The 21065-nt window shown below is 71.8% G+C and carries 17 protein-coding genes; 10 read left to right on the top strand and 7 right to left on the bottom strand.

Annotation, left to right across the window (positions count from 1 at the left end):
- Positions 1–52: 52 nt before the first annotated feature.
- Positions 53–370 (top strand): YtxH domain-containing protein, encoded by a 318-nt coding sequence (locus OHA68_RS25980; RefSeq protein ID WP_189139470.1) that lies wholly within the window; start codon positions 53–55, stop codon positions 368–370.
- A gap of 60 nt (positions 371–430) precedes the next feature.
- On the opposite strand, the gene OHA68_RS25975 is transcribed toward OHA68_RS25980, so the two are convergent.
- Genes OHA68_RS25975 through OHA68_RS25965 form a run of 3 tightly spaced genes read right to left on the bottom strand, consistent with a single transcriptional unit; the run spans position 431 to position 2381 of the window.
- Positions 431–907, bottom strand: a complete 477-nt coding sequence (locus tag OHA68_RS25975; RefSeq protein WP_189139469.1) for a hypothetical protein — start codon at positions 905–907, stop codon at positions 431–433.
- A complete protein-coding gene (locus tag OHA68_RS25970) occupies positions 904–2178 on the bottom strand; it encodes an amylo-alpha-1,6-glucosidase (RefSeq protein ID WP_327102559.1) in 1275 nt (424 codons plus the stop codon). The genes OHA68_RS25975 and OHA68_RS25970 overlap by 4 nt, the downstream gene beginning before the upstream one ends.
- Positions 2179–2210: 32 nt before the next feature.
- Positions 2211–2381, bottom strand: a complete 171-nt coding sequence (locus tag OHA68_RS25965) for a hypothetical protein (RefSeq protein WP_327102558.1) — start codon at positions 2379–2381, stop codon at positions 2211–2213.
- A 166-nt stretch (positions 2382–2547) separates the two neighbouring features.
- Between OHA68_RS25965 and OHA68_RS25960 the strand changes: the two genes are divergently transcribed.
- From OHA68_RS25960 to OHA68_RS25930, 7 genes are read left to right on the top strand one after another with little or no spacing between them, the layout of a single operon-like run.
- The gene (locus OHA68_RS25960) at positions 2548–3717 is read left to right on the top strand and encodes a hypothetical protein (RefSeq protein ID WP_327102557.1); all 1170 of its coding nucleotides are present in this window, start codon (positions 2548–2550) and stop codon (positions 3715–3717) included.
- Positions 3714–5948, top strand: a complete 2235-nt coding sequence (locus OHA68_RS25955) for a tetratricopeptide repeat protein (protein WP_327102556.1) — start codon at positions 3714–3716, stop codon at positions 5946–5948. Before OHA68_RS25960 ends, OHA68_RS25955 begins: the two co-directional genes overlap by 4 nt.
- Positions 5939–6925 carry a PP2C family serine/threonine-protein phosphatase gene (locus OHA68_RS25950; RefSeq protein WP_327102555.1) on the top strand — a complete coding sequence of 329 codons (987 nt, stop codon included), beginning with the start codon at positions 5939–5941 and terminating at the stop codon, positions 6923–6925. Before OHA68_RS25955 ends, OHA68_RS25950 begins: the two co-directional genes overlap by 10 nt.
- The gene (locus OHA68_RS25945) at positions 6918–8207 is read left to right on the top strand and encodes a vWA domain-containing protein (RefSeq protein WP_327102554.1); all 1290 of its coding nucleotides are present in this window, start codon (positions 6918–6920) and stop codon (positions 8205–8207) included. Before OHA68_RS25950 ends, OHA68_RS25945 begins: the two co-directional genes overlap by 8 nt.
- Positions 8207–8836, top strand: coding sequence for an FHA domain-containing protein (locus OHA68_RS25940; RefSeq protein WP_327102553.1), 630 nt, complete (start codon positions 8207–8209; stop codon positions 8834–8836). The genes OHA68_RS25945 and OHA68_RS25940 overlap by 1 nt, the downstream gene beginning before the upstream one ends.
- Positions 8837–8838: 2 nt before the next feature.
- The gene (locus tag OHA68_RS25935) at positions 8839–10224 is read left to right on the top strand and encodes a hypothetical protein (protein ID WP_407674510.1); all 1386 of its coding nucleotides are present in this window, start codon (positions 8839–8841) and stop codon (positions 10222–10224) included.
- Positions 10221–11030, top strand: a complete 810-nt coding sequence (locus OHA68_RS25930; protein WP_327102551.1) for a transporter substrate-binding domain-containing protein — start codon at positions 10221–10223, stop codon at positions 11028–11030. The genes OHA68_RS25935 and OHA68_RS25930 overlap by 4 nt, the downstream gene beginning before the upstream one ends.
- A gap of 61 nt (positions 11031–11091) precedes the next feature.
- Here OHA68_RS25930 and rpoD read toward each other — a convergent pair whose 3' ends face one another.
- Positions 11092–12195, bottom strand: coding sequence for an RNA polymerase sigma factor RpoD (rpoD, locus tag OHA68_RS25925; protein ID WP_373294350.1), 1104 nt, complete (start codon positions 12193–12195; stop codon positions 11092–11094).
- A 366-nt stretch (positions 12196–12561) separates the two neighbouring features.
- Entirely contained in the window at positions 12562–14403 is a 1842-nt protein-coding gene (gene dnaG / locus OHA68_RS25920; protein ID WP_327102550.1) for a DNA primase, read from the bottom strand.
- Between the two features lie 186 nt (positions 14404–14589).
- Between dnaG and OHA68_RS25915 the strand changes: the two genes are divergently transcribed.
- Positions 14590–15462: a M23 family metallopeptidase gene (locus OHA68_RS25915; RefSeq protein ID WP_327109561.1), complete on the top strand. Its 873-nt coding sequence runs from the start codon at positions 14590–14592 to the stop codon at positions 15460–15462.
- 30 nt (positions 15463–15492) lie between these two features.
- On the opposite strand, the gene OHA68_RS25910 is transcribed toward OHA68_RS25915, so the two are convergent.
- Entirely contained in the window at positions 15493–16713 is a 1221-nt protein-coding gene (locus OHA68_RS25910; protein WP_327102549.1) for a deoxyguanosinetriphosphate triphosphohydrolase, read from the bottom strand.
- 80 nt (positions 16714–16793) lie between these two features.
- On the opposite strand from OHA68_RS25910, the gene OHA68_RS25905 reads away from it, so the two are divergent.
- Positions 16794–18302, top strand: coding sequence for a M48 family metallopeptidase (locus tag OHA68_RS25905; RefSeq protein WP_327102548.1), 1509 nt, complete (start codon positions 16794–16796; stop codon positions 18300–18302).
- Position 18303: 1 nt separating this feature from the next.
- Here the strand turns inward: OHA68_RS25905 and ppdK are convergent, their stop codons facing one another.
- Complete coding sequence (gene ppdK / locus OHA68_RS25900) at positions 18304–20937, bottom strand: pyruvate, phosphate dikinase (RefSeq protein ID WP_327102547.1); 2634 nt, start codon at positions 20935–20937, stop codon at positions 18304–18306.
- Between the last annotated feature and the right edge of the window lie 128 nt (positions 20938–21065).

Raw genomic sequence — 21065 nt, 5'->3', positions numbered from 1 at the left:
GAGTGCGTGTCGCATCGTGATCCGGGTAGTGCCGTGGGAGCGGAGGTGCAACATGCGATATCGAATGCCATTCGTCATGGGACTGGCTGTCGGCTATGTGCTCGGCAGCCGGGCAGGCCGTGAGCGATACGAGCAGATCAAGCGGACGGCACAGCGTGTTGCCGACAACCCGAGGGTGCAGGAGGCCGCGGGGGTGGTCGGCGCGCAGATGTCGAAGGCCGGGGAGACGGCGCGGTCCAAGGTGGGCCCGCTCCAGGAGCGGATGCCGTTCAGGAACCGGCACCGCCACGACGGGGAGGCCGGCACGGGCTGGCCCGAGGAGACGGCGGACCAACCGAAGACCGCCCAGCAGAGCAAGATGCCTTACTGATCGGCGCGCATGGGCGTGTCGTCTCTCACACGCCCATGCCGCGCCGCAGCCCTTCCAGCCTCACACGCCCATGCTGCGCCGCAACCCCTCAAGCGCCTGCTCGGCCAGGGCGCGCAGGCCCGGGTCGTCGGGGTCGAGGCCGTCGTCGAAGACGAGTGTCCAGCCCACCATCTCGCCCGAAGGGCGGCGTCTGGCCACCAGCCGCACCCCGCCACGCCCGGGCAGGTCCACGTGCTTGTTCACCACGATGGTGGCGTTGACCCGCTCGCGCACGGTCTCGGGCAGCAGCCGCGGCTCCGGCACGAGCGCCCGGTGGCTCTGGCCGTCGGTGGTGAGCAGGCGCAGTCCCTCTTCGTCCCAGGACGCCTTGTCGATCGTCTCGTACGGCACCCGCGTGCCGTCCGCGAGGAACAGCGCCTGGTCCGTGGCCACCACGTAACCGTCGTCCCCGGCCGGGCTGAACGTCAGCACCCGCTCCCCCGGCACCATGACCAGAGACTTGCGGACGTCGGCGGGCAGGCGGCGGAAGGCTTTCATAGCTCCACGGTATCGGCGAGCAGGTCGAGGGTGAGCGCCGCACTCCAGGAGAAGTCCCGGCAGCCCCGGCCGCTGCCGTCGAACGGGTCGAAGCACTCGCGGAACCCGGCCTGCCGCACCAGCCGCAGCGTGCCGTTGGCGAGCTGCCGGCCCAGGGGTTCGAGCGCGTGCACGGTGGCCGCGTGGCGCAGCAGCCAGTTGGTGTTGACCCAGGAGGGGCCGCGCCAGTAGCGGGTCCGGTCGAACGTGGCCGCGCGGATCTCGCAGCTGGGCACGGGGTAGCCGGTCGCGCCCATGAACCTGGCCGATTCGAGCAGGTCGACGGCGGTGCTGACGTGCTCGCTGGGCAGTCCGGGGTCGAGCAGCGGGCCGAACGCCCCGACCGTACAGACCTTGATCAGTCTGTCGGTACGCAGGTCGCGCGCGTAGAAGAAGCCGTCCCACAGCCGTTCGAGCAGCGCGTGCCTGATGCGCTCGGCCTGCTCGGCGTGCGGTTTGCCGTCGGCGCCGGTCAGCGGCGCGAGCTCGGCCATGGCCAGGCAGGAGGCGAGCCAGATCCCGTTGAACATCGGGTCCTCGATCGCGAACGGGTGTTCGTCGCGCAGGTACTCGGCGCGGTAGCCGGCGTCGCGGTAGCGCAGGGCGAGCCAGACGTAGCGGTCGTGGTCGCTGTCCGGGTGCCGTTCGGCCGGTTCGAGCTTGCGGTAGCCGTACCTGATCTCCGGGAGCGCGGCGAGCGGCTCGTCCCAGGAGGGGCTGTCGTCCATGCCGGACTCCCAGGGGTGCACGATGGCGGCCAGGCCGCCGCCGCCGAGGTCGCGGGCGGCGGCGAGGTAGGCGTGCTGGGCGGCGATGGCCGGGAAGACCCGCCGGACGAAGGCGACGTCGCCGGTGTGCCGGTAGAGCCACCACAGGGCCAGCCCGTGCAGCGGCGGCGCGGTGAGTCCTGAGGTCAGCACCGGCGGCGCGGACTCGTGGTCCTGTGAGCGCCAGACGGACGGGCCGGGGAAGTAGGCCTCGGGGGTGTGGAAGACGATGTGCGGCAGCATCCCGGTCGCCCACTGCCCCTGGAGGAGGCCGAGGAGCTCGGCGCGGGCCCGGTCGGGGCGGTGCCGGGCCAGCCCGATCACCACGAACGCGGAGTCCCAGCTCCACTGGTGGGGATAGAGGCCGGGCGCGGGCACGGTGGCGCATCCCGTCCAGTTCGCCTCGAGCACGGACAGCGCCTCGCGCCCGAGGGCAGCGTCGTCGACCGCTGGCCGCGCCTCCATCAACCCACTATGCGCCGGGATGCACCGGGACGCTATGTCCTTTTAGCCCGTGTCGACAGGAACGTCACACCGAGCACCACGACGCCGAAGATGGCGCCGATGATGAGGATCCACTTGAGTAGAGAGAAGACGAAGCCCAGGAGGGGGCCGAGGAGGAAGAGGGCGGCGATGACCGCTGCGATGATCAGAAGAATGCGTCCCATGCCTGCGACCGTACGAGATCGTTTAAGTGTTTTGCAGGTAAGACGGGGTTCAATCAGGGACAAGTCAGGGATACCCCTACTCTTTGGAACCAACCGGTCAGTCCTCCCGTTGATCCGGACATCGGGGGACTGCTGCATGGGGAGCGTGATCACTCTGGGACCACCCATGAGCAGGGAAGCCGCCGAGTTCGCGCTGGGCGCCAGAGCCGTTGAGCGGGACCGTATCTCCGGCGACCTGCTCGACCTCGAATCGCACACCACCTACCGCTTGCTCAAGGACGCGCACTTACGCGGCCGGACGCGGCAGCGCTGGGAGCAGGCGCAGGCCGCGCTGGCCACCATGTGGTCGCTCAACGACGCCTACCGCGAGGTGCTGCGCCAGGCCGAGCGGATCAGGGCCGAACGCGCCCGGCTCGGCGGCGACCAGCTCGCCGCGCTCACCGAGCTGCTGGCCGGGCCCTCCGTCGTGGTCAAGGCCCCGCCCAGGCCGGTCGAGCAGCGCTCGCTGTTACCCCAGCCGGACGAGCGGCTCACCCTGGACGAGACCGTCATGCGGATGGACACCGCCTTCCAGGCCGCCACGGACGCGCTCACGGAGATCGACTCCACCTGGACCGCCCTGCTCCCCCGGCTCGACGCGGCCGACAGCGCCCTGCGCGAGGTGGACGCCCTCCTGACCCGCCTGGGCGAGACCGCCGACCTGGCCCGGACCCGATCCGACCTGGCCCGCCTGCGCGCCGCCGTACTCGAAGACCCGCTCGACGCGGGCTCCGCCAAGCAGGAGCTCGACCCGATCGCCCGCTTCCTCGCCGACACGCAGGCCGAGCTGGAGCAGGCCCTGGCCGTCAGGGACGAGTACGGCAGGCGGCGCGAGGACCTCGGCGCCGCCCTCGACCGGGTGCGCGCGGCCGAGAGCGAGGCCCGGCTGGCGCACGGCGCGGTCGTGGCGAAGATCGCCCTGCCGCCGCAGGCACAGCCGCGCAGCCGGGTGGCCGAGCTGGCCGCCGAGCTCGACGCGCTGGACGCCGCGGCCGACTCCTGGTCGGCGCGGGCCAAACGGCTCGCCGCCCTCGAACAGCGCGCCGAGGAGGCCGCCCAGCGGGCCCGGACCACCGCCAAGGCGCTGTTCGGCCTGGTCGGCAGGCGTGACGAGCTGCGCGGGCTGCTGATCGCCTCCCAGGCCAAGGCGGCGCGCACCGGCATGGCCGAGGACCCCGAGGCCGTCCGGCTCTACGCGCAGGCGCGGGCGCTGCTGTGGACCGCCCCCTGCGACCTCACCAAGGCGGCCTCGACCGTCGACCTGTACAAGCGCGCGATCAACGGAGGTGGGCGATGACGACCTGCTCGCAGCCCGGCTGTACGGGCACGATCGAGGAAGGGTACTGCGACCAGTGCGGGCACGCGGCCGGCCCGGCACTGACGACCTGCGCGCAACCCGGCTGCTCGGGCATGATCGAAGATGGTTACTGCGATCGGTGCGGGCACGCGGCCGGCTCCCCCGGCGCCCAGCCGTCCCCGGCCCCGCCTACCGTGCCGGCCGGCGGGCAGGCGAGCGGGGCGCTGGTCAGCGGGCCGGCGAGCCGGGGCGTGACCTCGCCGTTGAGCAGCGGCCGGTCGCGGGCCGGCATGCTCGCCGAGCTCGCCGACCTGCCGTCGGTGCCCTACCGGAATCCGGCCGACGCGGTGCTGTCCGACCCGCGGGTGGCCGAGGAGAAGCGGTTCTGCGCCAACCTGTCCTGCGGCAAGCCCGTCGGGCGCTCGCGGGACGGGCAGCCGGGCCGCGCCGACGGGTTCTGCCCGCACTGCCGCACCCCTTTCTCCTTCACCCCCAAACTCGCCAAGGGCGACCTGGTGGCGGGCCAGTATCGAGTGCTGGGCTGCCTGGCGCACGGCGGGCTCGGCTGGATCTACCTGGCCGCCGACGAGAACCTCGACGGCCGCTGGGTGGTCCTCAAGGGCCTGCTCAACACCGCCGACCCCGAAGCGCTGGCCGCCGCCGAGGCGGAGCGAAAGTTCCTGACGACGGTCGACCACCACAACATCGTCAAGATCTTCAACTTCCAGCGCTCGGCCGGCCTCGGCTACATCGTCATGGAGTACGTCGGCGGCCAGTCCCTGCACGAGCTGCGCCGCCAGGGCCCCTTACCGCTGCGCGAGACCCTGATGTACGGGCGCGAGATCCTGCGCGCGCTGGCCTACCTGCACGAGCAGGGCCTGGTCTACTGCGACCTCAAACCGGCCAACGTGATCCGGGTCGGCAAGCGGCTCATGCTCATCGACCTCGGCGCCGTCCAGCGCATCGGCTCGCCGCCCGGCACCTCCTGGGTCACGCTCGGCTACCACGCCCCCGAGCTGGACACCCAGCCCTCGTCCATCAGCTCCGACCTCTACACGGTGGCCAGGACGCTCGCGGTGCTGACCATCCCGTCCTTCAGTCCGGCCAGGGGTGGCGTGGCCTCCCCGCTGCCCGCCGACTGCGGCCACGAGTCCTTCGCCCGGCTGCTGCACCGGGCCACCGCGCCGGACCCCGCCGACAGGTTCGCCGACGCCAGGGAGATGGAGGAGCAGCTCGTCGGCGTGCTGCGCGAGATCAGCGCCGCCGCCGACGGCGTGCCGTACCCGGCCGCGTCCACGCTGTTCGGGCCGGAGCGGGCGCCGGTGGGGACGAGACTGGCCGACGCCGACGACCGGGTGTTCGACGACCTCCGCCCGCTGGACGCGGTGGCCGCGCTGCCCGTGCCCCTGGCCCACCCGGAGGACCCCGCCGCCGGTCAGCTGGCCGGCCTCGCGGGCCGTCATCCCAGCGAGCTGCTGACCGAGGTACGGGCCATGACCCCGACCCCGGAGACCCGGCTCACGCTGGCCAGGCTGCTCATCGAGGAGGGCTCGCCCGAGGCGTGGCAGGTGCTGGACGAGCTGGACCGGCTGCTGCCCCGCGACTGGCGCGTCACGTGGTACCGCGCGGCGGCCGCGCTCGGCCTGGGCGACCCGGCGCAGGCCGTGCGGCTGTTCGACGCCTGCGTGTCGCTGATGCCCGGCGAGATCGCGCCCCGGCTGGGCCTCGCCTTCGCCCTCGAATGCGCCGGTCAGAACCCCGTGCGCTGGTACGAGAGCGTGTGGCGGACCGACCACGGCTACGTCAGCGCCGCCTTCGGCCTGGCCCGGCACGGCCTGACGGAGGTGCTCGACGAGGTGCCCGTCACCTCCAGCCACCGGGTGGCGGCCCAGATCGCGCGCGTCGCCGCCACCTCCAGGGGGCCCGACCCCACCCGGCTCGGTCACGGCGACCTGGCAGCCGCCGTGACCAGGCTGGAGCAGCTCGCCGACCTCGACCCGCGCCGCCGCGAGCACCTCACCGCCGAGGTCCTGCGCGCCGCCCTCGCGCTGCTCGACACCAGCGCGCCGCCCGCCGGGCTGCGCCTGGCGGGCGCCCCGTTCACCGAGCGGGGCGTGCGCCGCAAACTGGAGGAGATCTACCGCGGGCTGGCCGCCGCCGCACCCTCCCGCCAGGAGCGCCACACCCTGGTCGACCAGGCCAACCAGGTACGTCCCCGGACGTGGCTGTGAACTGCCCCGTCTGCGACACCCAGACGATGGCCGGCGACGCCTTCTGCGAGGCGTGCGGCCACCGGCTCTCCGCTCCCTCCTGTACGTCCTGCGGCGCGCCCGCCGTGGACGCCGAGGGCTACTGCGAGCGCTGCGGCCTGCGCCAGCCCACCGGCAGGGACCACGCGGAGCTGGAGTTGCCCGGCGGCGCGGCGGGCGTGACCGACAAGGGCCTGCGCCGCGCCCGCAACGAGGACGCGATGGCCCTGCTCCCCGCCGCCGAGCGGCATCCACCGGCCGACGCGCCCGAGGCCGAGCCCACCGGCGAAGCGACCGAGCCGGCGACGGCGACGGCGCGGGTGCTTCCCAGTGGGGCGGTCGTGGCGGTCGTCTGTGACGGGGTGGGGAGCTCGCCGCGGGCCGACGAGGCGTCCGCCGTGGCGGTGGAGACGGCCGCCGCCGCGCTGGCCCGCGGCCTGCCGCACGAGGAGGCGTTCGCGCTGGCGAAGCAGGCCGTGGTCAAGCTGGCCGCGTCCGAGGACGACGCGCCGGCCAGCACCTATGTGGCCGCGGTGGCCGAGCCGGGACGGGTGACGCTCTGCTGGGCCGGTGACAGCCGCGCCTACTGGCTGCCCGGTGGAACCCCGCTGCCCGGCAGCACACCGCCGACCGGCAGCACGCCACCGACCGGCAGCACGCCACTGACCGGCGGCACCCCGCTGACTGAGGACGACGCCGCTCCCACCGGTGAGATCACCGCCTGGCTCGGCGCCGACTACGCCGAGGTGGTCCCGCGCGTGCGCACCTTCGTCCCGTCCGCGCCGGGGTCGCTGCTGATCTGCAGCGACGGCCTGTGGCGCTATCTGGACGGCTACCGCTTCCCCACCGACGGCACCCCGCTCGAACAGGCCCGCCAGATGCTGCGCCACGCGCTCGACTCCGGCGGCCAGGACAACGTGACCATCGTCGTGATCCCCCTAGGAGGCCCGCATGGGTGACCAGCCCACCTTCACGCTGCAGATCGACCAGAACAAGTACCTCCCCACGGGCGGCCGGGAGGTGCACGCCGTGCTCACGGTCTCCTCCACCGGCGGCGCCCCGGCGGCCTCGGTCCCCGCCGAGGCCGCCGAAGTGATCATCGTCGACACGTCCGGCTCGATGAGCGGCAGCAAGATCCGTGACGCCCGGCTGGCCGCCGCCACGGCCGTGGACACTCTGCGGGACGGCGTCTTCTTCGCGGTGATCGCCGGGACCAGCGTGGCCAAGGTCGTCTACCCGCGCGACGGCCGGCTCGTCCGGGCCACCCCGGCCACCCGGGCGGAGGCGCAGCGGGCCGTCGCCAAACTGAACGCGCACGGCGGCACCGCGATGGGCGAATGGCTCAAGCTCGCCGGGCACCTGCTGTCGGCGCACCCGGAGGCGATCCGGCACACCCTGTTGATGACCGACGGCCAGAACAACGAGCGCGAGGAGGTGTTCGACGCCGTGCTGGCCGCCTGGAGCGGCAAGTTCGTCTGCGACAGCCTCGGCGTCGGCGCCGACTGGGCGCCCGCCCAGCTCCGCAAGGTGTCCGACGCGCTGCTCGGCACCTTCGAGTACGTCCGCAACCAGAACGAGCTGGCCGAGTTCTTCCGCCGGATCACCCAGAACTCGATGAGCAAGACCGTGGCCGAGCTGTCCCTGCGCGTGTGGGTGCCGCAGGCGGCCACGCTCAAGTTCGTCAAGCAGGTCTCCCCCACACTGCTCGACCTGACCGGCAAGCGGACCGACGTCAACCCGCTGACCGGCGACTACCCCACCGGCTCGTGGGGTGCCGAGGAGCGGGAGTACCAGCTGTGCGTGGAGGTCCCGCCCGGCCAGCTCGGCCAGGAGATCCGCGCGTCCTGGGTGAAGCTGGTACGGCCCGACACCCAGGACGTCTACGCCAGCGGCAACGTGCTGGCCCAGTGGACCGACGACCTGGCCCTGTCCACCCAGATGAACGGCAAGGTCATCCACTTCTCCGGCCAGGCCGAGCTGCACGAGCTGATCCAGGAGGGGCTCGGCGCGCGCACGGCCGGCGACGAGCGGACGGCCACCGCCCGGCTGGCCAAGGCCAGGCAGATCGCGGCCGACTCAGGCCGCGAGGACACCGTCCGGCTCCTGGACAAGGTCGTCGAGGTGGACCCGGCCAGCGGCACCGCCCGGCTGCGCGGCCAGGTGGACAAGGCCGACGAGATCGAGCTCGACACCGGCTCGGTCCGTACCAGCAGGCTGCGTAAGAGCGAGGAGGGCAGCTGATGGCGACCTGCCCGCAGGGCCACACGTCGGGCAGCGACGACTACTGCGACGTGTGCGGCGCGCAGATCGGCGGGGCCGCCGCCCCCGCGGCGGCGCCGCCGCAGCCGGCGGGCGCGGAGAGCTGCCCCATCTGCCAGACGCCGCGGGCCGGGCAGTTCTGCGAGGTGTGCGGCCACGCCTTCGACGGCTCGGCCGGTCCGGCGCAGCCGCCGACGACGACCAGCGCCCGCTGGGAGGCGGTCACCGCCGCCGACCGCGGCTACTACGAGCAGGTCATCGCCGAGGGCGGTCCGGACGCCGAGACCATCGCCTTCCCGCCGTACTGCCCGGAGCGCTCCTTCCCGCTGGAGGCCGAGCAGGTGCGCATCGGGCGGCGCAGCCGGGGCCGTGACCTCCAGCCGGACATCGACCTGTCCGGGCCGCCGTCGGACCCGGGCGTGTCGCACCTGCACGCGGTGCTGATCGCGCAGCCGGGCGGCTCCTGGACGCTCGTCGACCCGGGATCCTCCAACGGCACCCGGGTCAACGGTCGGCCGGTCACCGTCAACACGCCCGTCACCGTCGGCGTCGGCGACCGCATTCACGTGGGCGCCTGGACGGTCATCACCATCAGGGAGGGGACGCCTTGACCGTGACACAGGTGCGGCCGGCCGCGCCACCCGCGCGGCAGCCGCCGCCCGCGCAGGCGCTGCCCGCCCGCAGCGGCGTGCCCGGCCGGATCAGGGTGCTCACCGGCGTCGCGGCGGCCGCGCTGGCGCTGCTCTTCGCCGCCATCGCGGCCGGCGCCGCCGTCGCGGGCGACGGCATGCGGGTCATCGGCCGCGACGCCGGTCCGCAGGTCGTCGCCACCGCCGGGCTCTACTTCGGGCTGAGCGACATGGACTCCCAGCTCGCCGACGTCCTCGTGATGGGCCAGGGGAACGACTCCCGCCGCCAGGCCGCCCTCACCCGGTACGAGCAGCAGCGCGCGATGGCCAACCGGGCGCTGCTGAAGGCGTTCGAGCTGGCCGGCAGCGACCAGGCGGAGCGCCGCACCATCGAGTCGGTGCTCGACGGGCTCGGCCGCTACGAGCAACTGGCGGCGCGGGCCCTGTTGCTCGACGCCCAGTCCGGCCATCCCGCCGGTCCGCCGCCCACCGAGGTGGTGCGGGTCTACCGCGAGGCCACCGACCTGATGCGGCTGGTGCTGCTGCCGCAGGCGTACAACCTGACGCTGGAGAGCGGCACGATCGTGCGCCGCACCTACGACGACAAGACCGTGATGCTGCCCGCGCTGCGCTGGGCCGTGGTGGTGGCGGGGCTGCTGGCGCTGGTCTGCCTGCTGCGCCTGCAGGTCTATCTGACCCGGCACTTCCGCCGCGTGTTCGGGCCCGCGCTGGTGGCCGCCACCGTGCTGACCCTGGTGACGCTCGTCGTCGGCGGGAACGTGCTCGGGCGGGATCTCGGCCATCTGGAGACCGCCAAGTCCGACGGGTTCGACGCCATCGTCACGCTGGCCAAGGCCCGCGCCATCGGCAACAGCATGCAGGGCGACCAGAGCCGCTTCCTGCTGGACAAGCAGCGGGCCGACACCTACGAGCACACCTACCTCGACAAGTCGCAGCGGGTGCTCTACCGCGAGGCGGGCAACCTGGACGCCTATCACACCCAGGTGGCACGGGGCTCCGACGACTACCTCGGCATGCTCGGCCTGCGGCTCAGCGTCGCCACCGGCCGGCCCGCGCTGGACGCCTACACCCGCTTCCAGGCGGCCGACGCGACCTTCCGCGACCTGGTGGCCGCCGGCGACACCGGCGAGGCGGTCACCGCCCGGCTGGGGCCGGTGCGGGAGGCGTTCGACGCCTACGACAAGGAGCTGACGGCGCTCGCCGACCGGCACCAGGCGGTCTTCGAGCGAGCCGTCGGCCAGGGCGAGGCCGCGCTCGACGAGTTGTGGCGGCTGCTGCCGTACGCGATGGGCGGCCTCGGCCTGCTGCTCGTCGCCGGGGTGTGGCCTCGACTGAGGGAGTACAGATGAAGCGGCTGCTGACGGCGGCGCTGGCCCTGATCGCGCTGCTCGCCACCTCCTGCGGCGCCGGCGCCCCCGAGTCCGTCGTGGACAAGGACCGCATCGTCATCGGCGTCCGCCCCGACCTGCCGTCGGTGGGTTTCCGCACCGCCGCCGGCGACTTCGAGGGCTTCGACGTCGACGTCGCCGGCTACATCGCCGGCAAGCTCGGCAAGGAGGCCGACTTCATTCCGGTCCTGGCCTCCGACCGGGAACGCGTCCTCGTCGAGGGCCAGGCCGACCTCGTCGTGGCGACGTACACGATCAGCCAGGACCGGAAGGCGCGGGTGCTGTTCGCGGGGCCGTACCACATCTCCTACCAGGACATTCTGGTGCGGCCGGGAGAGACGAGCATCCGCAACGTGCGCGATCTGAAAGATCGGCGCATCTGTGAGGTGCAGGGGTCCAACGCGGCCTCACGGGTGCTGGAGGAGCGCAAGGTCGCCGCGCGGGTGCTGCCGTTCGCGGACTACAAGGCCTGCCTGGCGGCGCTGAAGGCGGACCAGGTGGACGCCATCACCACCAACGACATCATCCTGGCCGGTCTGGCCGCGCAGGACGGGGGTGGCATGCGGCTGGTCAACGCCCAGTTCAACGAGCAGCGCACCGGCGTCGGCCTGCGCAAGGGGGACGTGGCGGGCTGCGAGGAGGTCAACCGGGTGATCACCGGCATGTACCAGGACGGCACGGCGGCCAAGCTGCTGAAGAAGTGGTTCGGCGACACCGGGCTGCGGATCGGCACGGTGGCCGTACCGCAGTTCGAAGGCTGTGTCTGAGAGCTGTCCGGAACGACGGCGGGCCGGGGCGCGATGCCCCGGCCCGCCGTCGTGACCGTGCTCAGTCCAGATAGTCCCGCAACATCTGGGCCCTGGTCGGGTGGCGGAGCTTGGCCAGGGTCTTCGACTCGATCTGCCGGATGCGCTCTCTGGTGACGCCGAACTCCCTGCCCACCTCCTCCAGCGTGCGCGGATGGCCGTCGGCCAGGCCGAAGCGGAGCTGGATGATGCGCTGCTCGCGGTCCGACAGGGTCGCCAGGATGTCGTCGAGCTGATCCTGCAGCATGATGAAGGCGGCCGCCTCCATGGGCACGACAGCGTCGGCGTCCTCGATGAAGTCACCGAGGTCGGAGTCCTCCTCACCGATCGGAGACTGCAGCGACACCGGCTCCTGCGCGATGCGCTGGATCTCCACCACCCGATCGACGGGAAGGTCCATCTCCTTGGCGATCTCCTCCGGGATCGGCTCGCGGCCGAGATCCTGGTGGAGCTGCCGCTGCACCCTGACGAGCTTGTTGATGGTCTCCACCATGTGCACCGGGATGCGGATGGTCCGCGCCTGGTCGGCGATCGCCCGGGTGATCGCCTGGCGGATCCACCAGGTGGCGTAGGTGGAGAACTTGTAGCCCTTGGTGTAGTCGAACTTCTCCACCGCGCGGATCAGGCCGAGATTGCCCTCCTGGATCAGGTCCAGGAACAGCATGCCGCGGCCTACGTACCGTTTGGCGATCGACACCACGAGCCTCAGGTTCGCCTCGATGAGGCGCTGCTTGGCCCGGGTGCCCTGCCAGACGAGCTCCCTGAACTCCGGAAAGGCCAGCCGGGAGACTCCGTTGCCGAGCTTGTCCTCGGCGAACAGGCCGGCTTCGATCGACTTGGCGAGCTCCACCTCCTCTTCGGCTGTCAGCAGCGGCACGCGGCCGATCTCCCGAAGGTAGATCCGGACCAGATCACTGGTCGGCGCCCGCTTGCCTACGTCTTCCTCATCGGCGCGGGCAGGCTCCTCGTCGCCCTGAGGCTCGAGCACCTCCACGCCGTTCTCGGCGAGCATCCGCACGACGCGCTCCAGCGCGTCGGACGGCAACTCGGATCGGTCGAGCGCGGCTGCGACGTCATCGACGGTTACGCTTCCGCGCTCCCTTCCTTTTGCGACGAGGTCCGCCACCTGATCAACGGATGGCGGTCCACTTGGCAGCACCGATGCACCCACGGGACACAGTCTGCAGTATTGGTTCCATAAAATGGCAGACCCATTTTTGGTACAGAAGGTAAGGCGACCACCCTTACCGAATTGAGATCCCGTCAATGTTTAGCCGGAGTTTGATCAGGAAAGTAAAGCAAATTACGCGCTCTGGATTGAGGTCCTCCGCCGGACGCCAGTGCGCTGCTGCCCGCAGGCCGTCCCATCAGGGCGTTCGCGGCTCCGGAATTGCCGAGGAGTTAGCCCACTCCGTCCGCTTCCTGAGGGCTGAGTGGACTTTTCCCCGATCTTCGGCGCGCCGGGACGCACATTCATTCGGTAAGGCCGGGGTCAGCTTCCGGCGGCGCCGTCGCGGAGCACGCGGCGCTGCCCCTCCAGCGCCACCAGCTCGCCGAACAGCTTGTTGTAGTCCTGTTGCCGCTCCACCGGGTTGAGCCGCTCAAGTCGCGACTTGAGCTGCGCGATCGCCCGGTCCAGTGGCATCAGCTCAGCGGCGATCAGCATGTCGCGGGCGTACCTCTCCTCGGCATGCGCCTCGATGTGGATGGCCTCCACCGCGAAACGCGTCACCAGGGCCCGCGCGCCCTCTTCGTGCGCGTGCGCCATCAACCGCTCCAGCCACTCCCGCCCACCGGCTCCTGCCTGAGCCACACCGCCGGCCTCAACGATGACCTTGTGCAGTATCACGTGGTTGGCAGCCGTGAACGTCTCTGGAGCGAGCGCGTCGAAGCGGGGCCCAAGTAGCGCCGGACGCTGCAGGGCCAGCTTGAGCAGCTCACCTTCGACGCGCACGCTCGGGTCGAGCGGGGCCGCCTTGGGGGCGCGCTGGGGGCGGCCCTGCTGGGCGCGGGCGGCGTCGCCGATGCGCTGGATGACGAACCGCTCGTCCATGAAGCCGAGCCACCGATCGAGGTCGATGGCGTAGCGCTTGCGCAGGCCGGCGTCCTTGATGGCGGCCACGATGGGCGCGGCGGCGTCCAGGGCGGCGATCTTGCCTTCGTTGCTGCGCAGGTCGTAGCGGGCGATGGTGCTGCGGATGGCGAACTGGAACAGCGGCTCGCGGCTGGCGATGAGGTCGCGGACCGCGGCGTCGCCCTGCTTGACGCGCAGGTCGCACGGGTCGAGCCCGTCGGCCTGGATGGCGACGTAGGTCTGGGTGACGAACTTCTGCTCGTCGGCGAAGGCGCGCAGCGCCGCCTTCTGCCCGGCCGCGTCGCCGTCGAAGGTGAAGACCACCTCGCCCCGGAACTCGGCCTGGTCGAGCAGGAAGCGGCGCAGGATCTTGATGTGCTCCTCGCCGAAGGAGGTGCCGCAGGTGGCGACCGCGGTGGGGATCCCGGCCAGGTGGCAGGCCATCACGTCGGTGTAGCCCTCGACGATGACCGCCTGGGCGCGCTTGGAGATCTCCCGCTTGGCCAGGTCGATGCCGTAGAGAACCTGGCTCTTCTTGTAGAGCGGCGAGTCGGGGGTGTTGAGGTATTTGGGGCCGTCGTCGGAGTCGAGCAGCTTGCGGGCGCCGAACCCGATCACGTCTCCGGTCGCGTCCCTGATCGGCCAGATGAGCCGGCCGCGGAAGCGGTCGATCGGCCCGCGCCGCCCCTGCTTGGCCAGCCCGCCCTTGACGATCTCGTCGGCGGTGAACCCGCGCCCCATCAGATGGCGGGCCAGCGCCTCCCATTCGTTGGGCGCGTAGCCGACGCCGAACGTCTCGGCGTCGGCCCGCTCGAAGCCGCGCTCCGACAGGAACCGCCGGCCGGGCGCGGCGTCGGGGCCGAGCAGCTTGTCGGCGTAGAACTCGGCGGCGACCCGGTGCGCCTCGATCAGCCGGGCCCGCTCGCCGTGGTCGCGCCGGGGGGCATAGCCGCCCTGCTCGAACTGCAACTGGATGCCGGCCCGCTGGGCCAGCCGCTCGACGGCCTCGCTGAACGGCAGGTGCTCGATCTTCTCGACGAAGGTGATGACGTCGCCACCCTCGGAGCAGCCGAAGCAGAAGTACATCCCCCGCTCGGGGGTGACGTTGAACGACGGGCTCTTCTCGTCGTGGAACGGGCACAACCCCTTGAGGTTGCCACCGCCCGCGTTGCGCAACTGAATGTGCTCGCCGATCACGTCGGCGATGGGGGAACGCTCGCGTACGAGCGCGATGTCGACATCACGGATCCGGCCGGCCACGCCGGTGAGTCTATTGCCCGCCTCCGACAGACTCACCACCGGTGAGCGACCGATGTGGCCCGCGTGACGGTCCGGGCTCCTGGGGCGACCCCATGGCGCCGATAGGGGGAAACCTGTTATGGGAACGGTCCCTGTCGGCTACAAAGGTAAAGGTTGTCCTCGGATACGGTGACGCGGGTGGAGATCATGCGAGCGGGGCTGAGCGTGCGATGGGCGGCGGTGACAGGCGCCGTGCTGCTGACGGCCTCCTGCAGCACGGCGACCGGCATCGCCGGGGTCAGGGCGCAGTCACCGACGTCGGAGCCTGTGTCCGTCACGGCCACTCCCGCCGTGACCGCGACCATCCCCGGGCCGCCCCCGTCCACCCAGGCGGCCACCCGGGCGGCCGTCCGGGCGCCCGAGGGTGACGACCCGGTCCGGGTGCCGCCGCCCAAGCTGTCGAAGTACACCTACGCCTTCCCCGTCGACGGCTGCAAGGTCACCTACCAGCGCCAGCTGCTGGTGCTGCCGAAGACGACCATCTGGGCGGCCAAGGGGTGCTCGTTCGTGGCGCCGGTCGGCGGCGTCGTCGACGAGGTCAACATCCAGAACCGGTGGACGCCGGCCACCGACGCCGGCGCGCACCGCGAGGGCCGGTTCGTCACCGTCATCGGCGACGACGGCGTCCGCTACCTCGGCGGCCACCTCGACAGCGTCGCCAACGGGATCCGGCCGGGCGTGCGGGTGGAGGCCGGGCGGCAGCTGGGGCGGATCGGCAACACCGGCAACGCCCGCGGCACCGCGCCCAACCTCTACTTCGCGATCTCCTGGAAGACCGGCCCGGCCCTGTGGTGGGTGCGCCGGGGCATGGTCAAGCCCTGGGACTATCTGGACGCCTGGCTGTCGGGCAACCCGACGCTCTCGCCCCGGCAGGAGACGCTGGCGCTGCGCGGCAGGGTCGGCGAGACGCCGCCCTGCACCGTCCTGTGCGCGTCGAAGAAGGCCCCGACCCCGCGCAAGACCAAGCAGGCGGACCGCAAGGACGAGCCCTTCACGCTCAACCCGACCGACACGCCCTGACCCCTGCCCCTGCCCCCGCCCCTGCCCCCGTCACCGGGACAGGCGCTGGTGCCAGGCCAGGGCGGAGGTGTCGGTGAGTGAGGCGATCTGGTCGATGACGACCCGGACCCGGGCGGCGTCGTCGGGCGCCGCCAGGAAGTCCGGGCGGAAGGCGGGCTCCAGCGTGTCCGGCGCGCCCAGGGTGATGAGCGAGGCCAGCTCGGTGATGAGCTCGCGCTGCCTGGCCTGCTTGGCGTGATGGTCCTCGGTGGTCATCACGTAGTGGGCGGTGACGCCCTTGAGCAGCGCGCACTCCAGCAGCGTGGCGTTGGGCACCAGCAGGTCGACGCGGTGGCGCGGGCCGTAGGCGTCCAGGGTGGCGGTCTGGGCGGCGCGGCAGAAGCGGCCGATCAGACCGCTGGTGAGGGCCTTGAGCCCGGCCAGGTCGGCGAGGGTGGCGTCGAAGCGGCGCGGCCAGAGCGGGTCGGCGACCAGCTTGGCGAAGACCTCCTCCAGCTCCGCCGGGTCGGCCTGTGGCGCGTACCAGGTGCGGGCGATCCGGCAGACCTGGGCCCGCTCGACGGGTGAGCGCAGCGCCTGCGGGGTGACGTGGCCGGAGTGCAGCGCGTCCTCCAGGTCGTGCACGGAGTAGGCGACGTCGTCGGCCCAGTCCATGATCTGCGCCTCGAAGCTGACCCGGCCGGCGGGCGCGCCCTCCCTGATCCAGGCGAAGACCGGCAGATCATCGTCGTAGACGCCGAACTTCGCCGACTTCTCGCAGGTCCAGGGGTATTTGATGGAGGCGTCCAGGGCGGCCCGCGTCAGGTTGAGCCCCGCGCTGCGGCCGTCGCCGGTGAGCACCTTGGCCTCCAGCCTGGTGAGCAGCCGCAGGCTCTGCGCGTTGCCCTCGAACCCGCCGCAGGAGGCCGACAGGGCGTTGAGCGCCACCTCGCCGTTGTGCCCGAACGGCGGATGGCCGAGGTCGTGCGCCAGGCAGGCAGTCTCCACCAGGTCCGGATCGACGCCGAGCGTGGCGCCCATCTCCCTGCCGACCTGGCCGCACTCCAGCGAGTGCGTCAGCCGGGTGCGCGGGATGTGCTGGCCGCCGCCGGGCGTCTCGCCCGGCCCCACCACCTGAGTCTTGGCCGCCAGCCTGCGCAGCGCGGCGCTGTGCAGGACGCGGGCGCGGTCGCGCTCGAAGGCGCTGCGCTCCGGATTGCCGGGGGGCTCAGGAACCCACCGCTCCTGGTCGTGCTCGTCGTAGCCGATCATAAGTGCAGCGATTTTATCCGGTTTCCGGTCTCCGCTAGTGTCGAGCCTCGCGAGAACCCCTTCCCCGGGAGCCCTCCTTCATGACCACAGCTTTGCGGGCCCTGCTGGCCTTCGCCCTGCTCGCCGGCTTCTACGTGCTGGTCGGCGCCGTCGTGGCGACGGCCGTCGTCCTCGACGTGCTGCTGATCATCGACTTCCACGCCAACCTGCTGCGGGGGGCGATCGTGCTCACCCTCGCCGCGGCGGCGCTCGCCCAGGCCCTGTGGATGGTGAGCCGCCGTCGCGGCGGCGAGCAGCCGGGGGTGGTGGTCGGCCGCGAGCACGAGCCGGTGCTCTGGCAGACGGTGGAGGATCTGGCCCGGCGGGTGCGTACGGCCGCGCCGGACGAGATCCGGCTGGTGCCGGAGGTGAACGCGGCCGTCGGGGAGGACACCCGCCTGCTGGGCCTGGTGGCGACCAGGCGGCGGATGTACATCGGGCTGCCGCTGCTGCAGACGCTGACCGTGGACGAGATGCGGGCGGTGCTCGGGCACGAGCTGGGCCACTACAGCGGCGCGCACACCCGCATGGGCGCGCCGGTCTACCGGGGCCGGGTCTCGCTCATCGCGACCGTCCAGAACCTGGGCAAGCACCCGTTCATCCAGCGGATCTTCGCCCTGTACGCCAAGCTCTACCTGCGGATCTCGCAGGCCGTCTCGCGCAAGCAGGAGCTGGAGGCCGACGAGTTCGCGGTGCAGATCGGCGGCCGTCAGGCCATGGCCCAGGCGCTGCGCAAGATCCACTACACGGCGACGGCCTGGGACCTCTACACCGAGGCGTACCTGTCGATGACCGGCGCGGGCGGCTACCGTCCCTCGACGGTGTTCGGCGGCTTCCACTCGATGCTGAACGACACGGCCCGGCAGGAGGAGCTGGTGCGGCTGGGTGAGCGGCCGGAGGAGACCTCGCCGTACGACTCGCATCCGAGCCTGGCCGACCGGCTGGCGGCGATCGAGCTGCTGCCCGAGCCCGAGCACGTCCCCGACCCGCGCTCGGCGCTGACGCTGCTGCAGGACGCCAACGTGGCCGCGCAGGCGGTCGAGGAGTCGATGTGGACGCCCCAGGCGCTGATGTCGCTGCGCCCGGCCTCCTGGGAGGAGCTCGTCGCGGAGGGCGTCTACAGCGTCCGCAACGCCCATGCGCTGCGCGACCTGGCGGTGGCGGGCCAGCGGGTGATGGGGGCGACCAAGCCCTACCTGGACGCGGCGTTCGAGGCCATCGCCAGGGGCGCGCAGGGCGAGCTGGAGCAGCGGCTCAGGGAGCTGGGCTGGGGCCCCGCCACCGAGCCGGTCCTGGCCAAGGTGCTGGGGCAGGCGCTGGAGGCCGTGCTGATCAAGCATGGCCAGGCCCGGTGGCAGCTGTCCTGGTCGGGCCCGGCCCGGCTGGTGTACGACGACGGCGAGGAGGTCGCGCTGGCGGAGTACGCGGTCCAGGTCGCGACCGGCCCGGCCGCCGTCGCCGGCCTCCGGGAGTGGCTGGGCGACCTGGGCGTACGCCATGACTACGTGCCGGCCGAGGCCGAGCCGGCACAGCAGCAGGCGGCCGTCTAGCTCAGCGGGTGTCGGAGTCGCTGTCGCTCAGCGCGGCGCGACCCGCCTCCAGCCGGGCCACCGGGATGCGGAACGGCGAGCAGGAGACGTAGTCGAGCCCCGTGTCGTGGCAGAAGTGCACCGAGTCGGGGTCGCCGCCGTGCTCGCCGCAGATGCCGATCTTGAGGTCCGGCCGGGATCTGCGGCCGTCCGCCACGGCGAGGGCGACCAGGCGGCCGACGCCGTCCCGGTCGAGGGTCTCGAACGGGGAGACGCCGAAGATGCCGAGCTCCAGGTAGCGCGAGAAGAACGACGCCTCCACGTCGTCGCGGGAGAAGCCCCACACCATCTGGGTCAGGTCGTTGGTGCCGAAGGAGAAGAACTCGGCCGCCTCGGCGATCTGGCCGGCGGTGAGCGCGGCGCGCGGCGTCTCGATCATGGTGCCGACGAGGGCGTCCACGCCCGCCTCCGCCAGGATGGCGACGGCCTCCTCGCGGACCGCCTCCAGCTCCTGCACGGCGGCGACGAGCGGGATCATGATCTCCGGCCTGGCGCCGGGCACCTCACGGGCGGCCTGGGCGATGGCGCGTACCTGCATGGCGAACAGGCCGGGGATGACCAGGCCGAGCCGTACCCCGCGCAGGCCGAGCATGGGGTTCTGCTCGTGCAGTCTCCTGACGGCGGCCAGCAGGGCGCGGTCCTTGTCCGTGGCCGCGCCGGTGGCGACCTTGACCGACAGGTCGACGAGGTCGGGCAGGAACTCGTGCAGCGGCGGGTCGATGAGCCGCACCGTCACCGGCCGGCCGTCCATCGCCTGGAAGATGCCGACGAAGTCCTCCTTCTGGTGCGGCTCCAGCGCGTCCAGCGCCGCCTGCCGCTCCTCGGCGCCGGTGGCCAGCACCAGGTCCTCCACGAGCTGCCTGCGCGCGCCCAGGAACATGTGCTCGGTCCGGCACAGCCCGATGCCCTCCGCGCCGAACCGGCGGGCCCTGGCCGCGTCCTCGGGGGTGTCGGCGTTGGCCCGCACGCCCAGCCGGCGCGCCGCGTCGGCGTGGCGCATGATCCGGTCCACCGCCTTGACCAGGTCCTCGTCGGGCTCGGCGCCCTCGAAGTATTCGACCACGGAGGAGTCGACCACCGGCACCTCGCCGAGGTAGACCACGCCGCTGGTGCCGTCGATGGAGATCACCTCGCCCTCGGTGACCACCACGCCGCCGGGCGCGGTGAACCTGCGCTCCGACACCGACACCTCCAGCTCCTCGGCGCCGCACACGCAGGTCTTGCCCATGCCGCGGGCGACCACGGCGGCGTGCGAGGTCTTGCCGCCGCGGCTGGTCAGGACGCCCTGGGCGGCGATCATGCCGACCAGGTCGTCCGGGTTGGTCTCGCGGCGCACCAGGATGACGTTCTCGCCCTGCCCGGCGAGCTCGACGGCGCGCTCGGAGGAGAAGACCGCCTTGCCCACGGCGGCGCCGGGTGAGGCGTTCATGCCCTTGGCGATGCGCCGCTTGCCGGCGCCGCCGTTGAAGCGCGGGAACATGAGCATGGCGAGCTGGTCGCCGGTGACCCGCGTGACGGCCTCGTCCATGCTGATGAGGCCCTGGTCGACGAGCTGGACGGCGATGCAGAACGCGGCGGCGGCGGTGCGCTTGCCGACCCTGGTCTGCAGCATCCACAGCTTGCCGCGCTCGATGGTGAACTCGATGTCGCACAGGTCCCGGTAGTGGTTCTCCAGGGTCTCCATGATCGTCATCAGCTCGTCGTACGAGCGCTTGTCGAGGCGTTCGAGCTCCTGCAGCGGGATCGTGTTGCGGATGCCCGCGACCACGTCCTCACCCTGGGCGTTCTGCAGGTAGTCGCCGTAGACGCCCTGCCGGCCGGTGCCGGGGTCGCGGGTGAAGGCGACGCCGGTGCCGGAGTCGTTGCCGCAGTTGCCGAAGACCATGGCCACGATGTTGACGGCGGTGCCGAGGTCGGCGGGGATGCGCTCCTGGCGGCGGTAGAGGATGGCGCGCGGAGCGTTCCAGGAGTCGAAGACGGCCATGACGGCCAGGCGCATCTGCTCGCGCGGGTCGGCGGGGAAGTCCTTGCCGGTCTGCTCGCGGACGATGCCCTTGAACGTCTCGACCAGCGCCTGCAGCTCCCCGGCGCCGAGGTCGGTGTCCTGGCGGTCGCCCTTGACCGTTTCCAGCGCGTGCTCGAACAGCTCGCCGTCGATGCCGAGCACGGTCTTGCCGAACATCTGGATGAGCCGGCGGTAGGAGTCCCAGGCGAAGCGGTCGTTGCCGCCGGACTGCTTGGCGAGGCCGTGCACGGACTCGTCGTTGAGACCGATGTTGAGCACGGTCTCCATCATCCCCGGCATGGAGAACTTGGCGCCGGAGCGGACGCTGACCAGCAGCGGGTCGTCGGCCTGGCCGAGCCGCCTGCCCATGCGCTCCTCGAGCGCGCCGAGGTGCTCGGCGACCTCCTGCTCCAGGGCGTCGGGCGTGGCGCCCTCGGCCAGGTAGTGCCGGCACGCCTCCGAAGTGATCGTGAACCCGGGAGGAACGGGCAGCCCAAGGTTCGTCATCTCGGCGAGGTTGGCTCCCTTGCCGCCGAGCAGGTCTTTGAGATTTCTGTTGCCCTCGGTGAAGTCGTAAACGTACTTGGCCACCACAGCTCCAATCAACGCTCCTGTTCCGGACTCTACCGGCGGAATTGATGATGAAACTGCACTCATTGGTTAAGTCACTGTTTCCCCAGCTAGGACCGCCTAGACAGGTCTAATCCAATCTTTATTCG

The sequence above is a fragment of the Nonomuraea glycinis genome (assembly GCF_035920485.1).
GTDB classification, from domain to species: domain Bacteria; phylum Actinomycetota; class Actinomycetes; order Streptosporangiales; family Streptosporangiaceae; genus Nonomuraea; species Nonomuraea glycinis.
The sequence above is the reverse complement of the archived record's forward strand: the minus strand, read 5'-3'. Positions and strand labels throughout refer to the sequence as shown.

Bases quoted from the DNA above. Each gene is read 5' to 3' on its own strand.
- OHA68_RS25980 (WP_189139470.1), top strand. From the start codon at position 53: ATGCGATATCGAATGCCATTCGTCATGGGACTGGCTGTCGGCTATGTG.
- OHA68_RS25975 (WP_189139469.1), bottom strand. From the start codon at position 907: ATGAAAGCCTTCCGCCGCCTGCCCGCCGACGTCCGCAAGTCTCTGGTC.
- OHA68_RS25970 (WP_327102559.1), bottom strand. From the start codon at position 2,178: ATGGAGGCGCGGCCAGCGGTCGACGACGCTGCCCTCGGGCGCGAGGCG.
- OHA68_RS25965 (WP_327102558.1), bottom strand. From the start codon at position 2,381: ATGGGACGCATTCTTCTGATCATCGCAGCGGTCATCGCCGCCCTCTTC.
- OHA68_RS25960 (WP_327102557.1), top strand. From the start codon at position 2,548: ATGAGCAGGGAAGCCGCCGAGTTCGCGCTGGGCGCCAGAGCCGTTGAG.
- OHA68_RS25955 (WP_327102556.1), top strand. From the start codon at position 3,714: ATGACGACCTGCTCGCAGCCCGGCTGTACGGGCACGATCGAGGAAGGG.
- OHA68_RS25945 (WP_327102554.1), top strand. From the start codon at position 6,918: ATGGGTGACCAGCCCACCTTCACGCTGCAGATCGACCAGAACAAGTAC.
- OHA68_RS25940 (WP_327102553.1), top strand. From the start codon at position 8,207: ATGGCGACCTGCCCGCAGGGCCACACGTCGGGCAGCGACGACTACTGC.
- OHA68_RS25930 (WP_327102551.1), top strand. From the start codon at position 10,221: ATGAAGCGGCTGCTGACGGCGGCGCTGGCCCTGATCGCGCTGCTCGCC.
- OHA68_RS25915 (WP_327109561.1), top strand. From the start codon at position 14,590: ATGCGAGCGGGGCTGAGCGTGCGATGGGCGGCGGTGACAGGCGCCGTG.
- OHA68_RS25910 (WP_327102549.1), bottom strand. From the start codon at position 16,713: ATGATCGGCTACGACGAGCACGACCAGGAGCGGTGGGTTCCTGAGCCC.
- OHA68_RS25905 (WP_327102548.1), top strand. From the start codon at position 16,794: ATGACCACAGCTTTGCGGGCCCTGCTGGCCTTCGCCCTGCTCGCCGGC.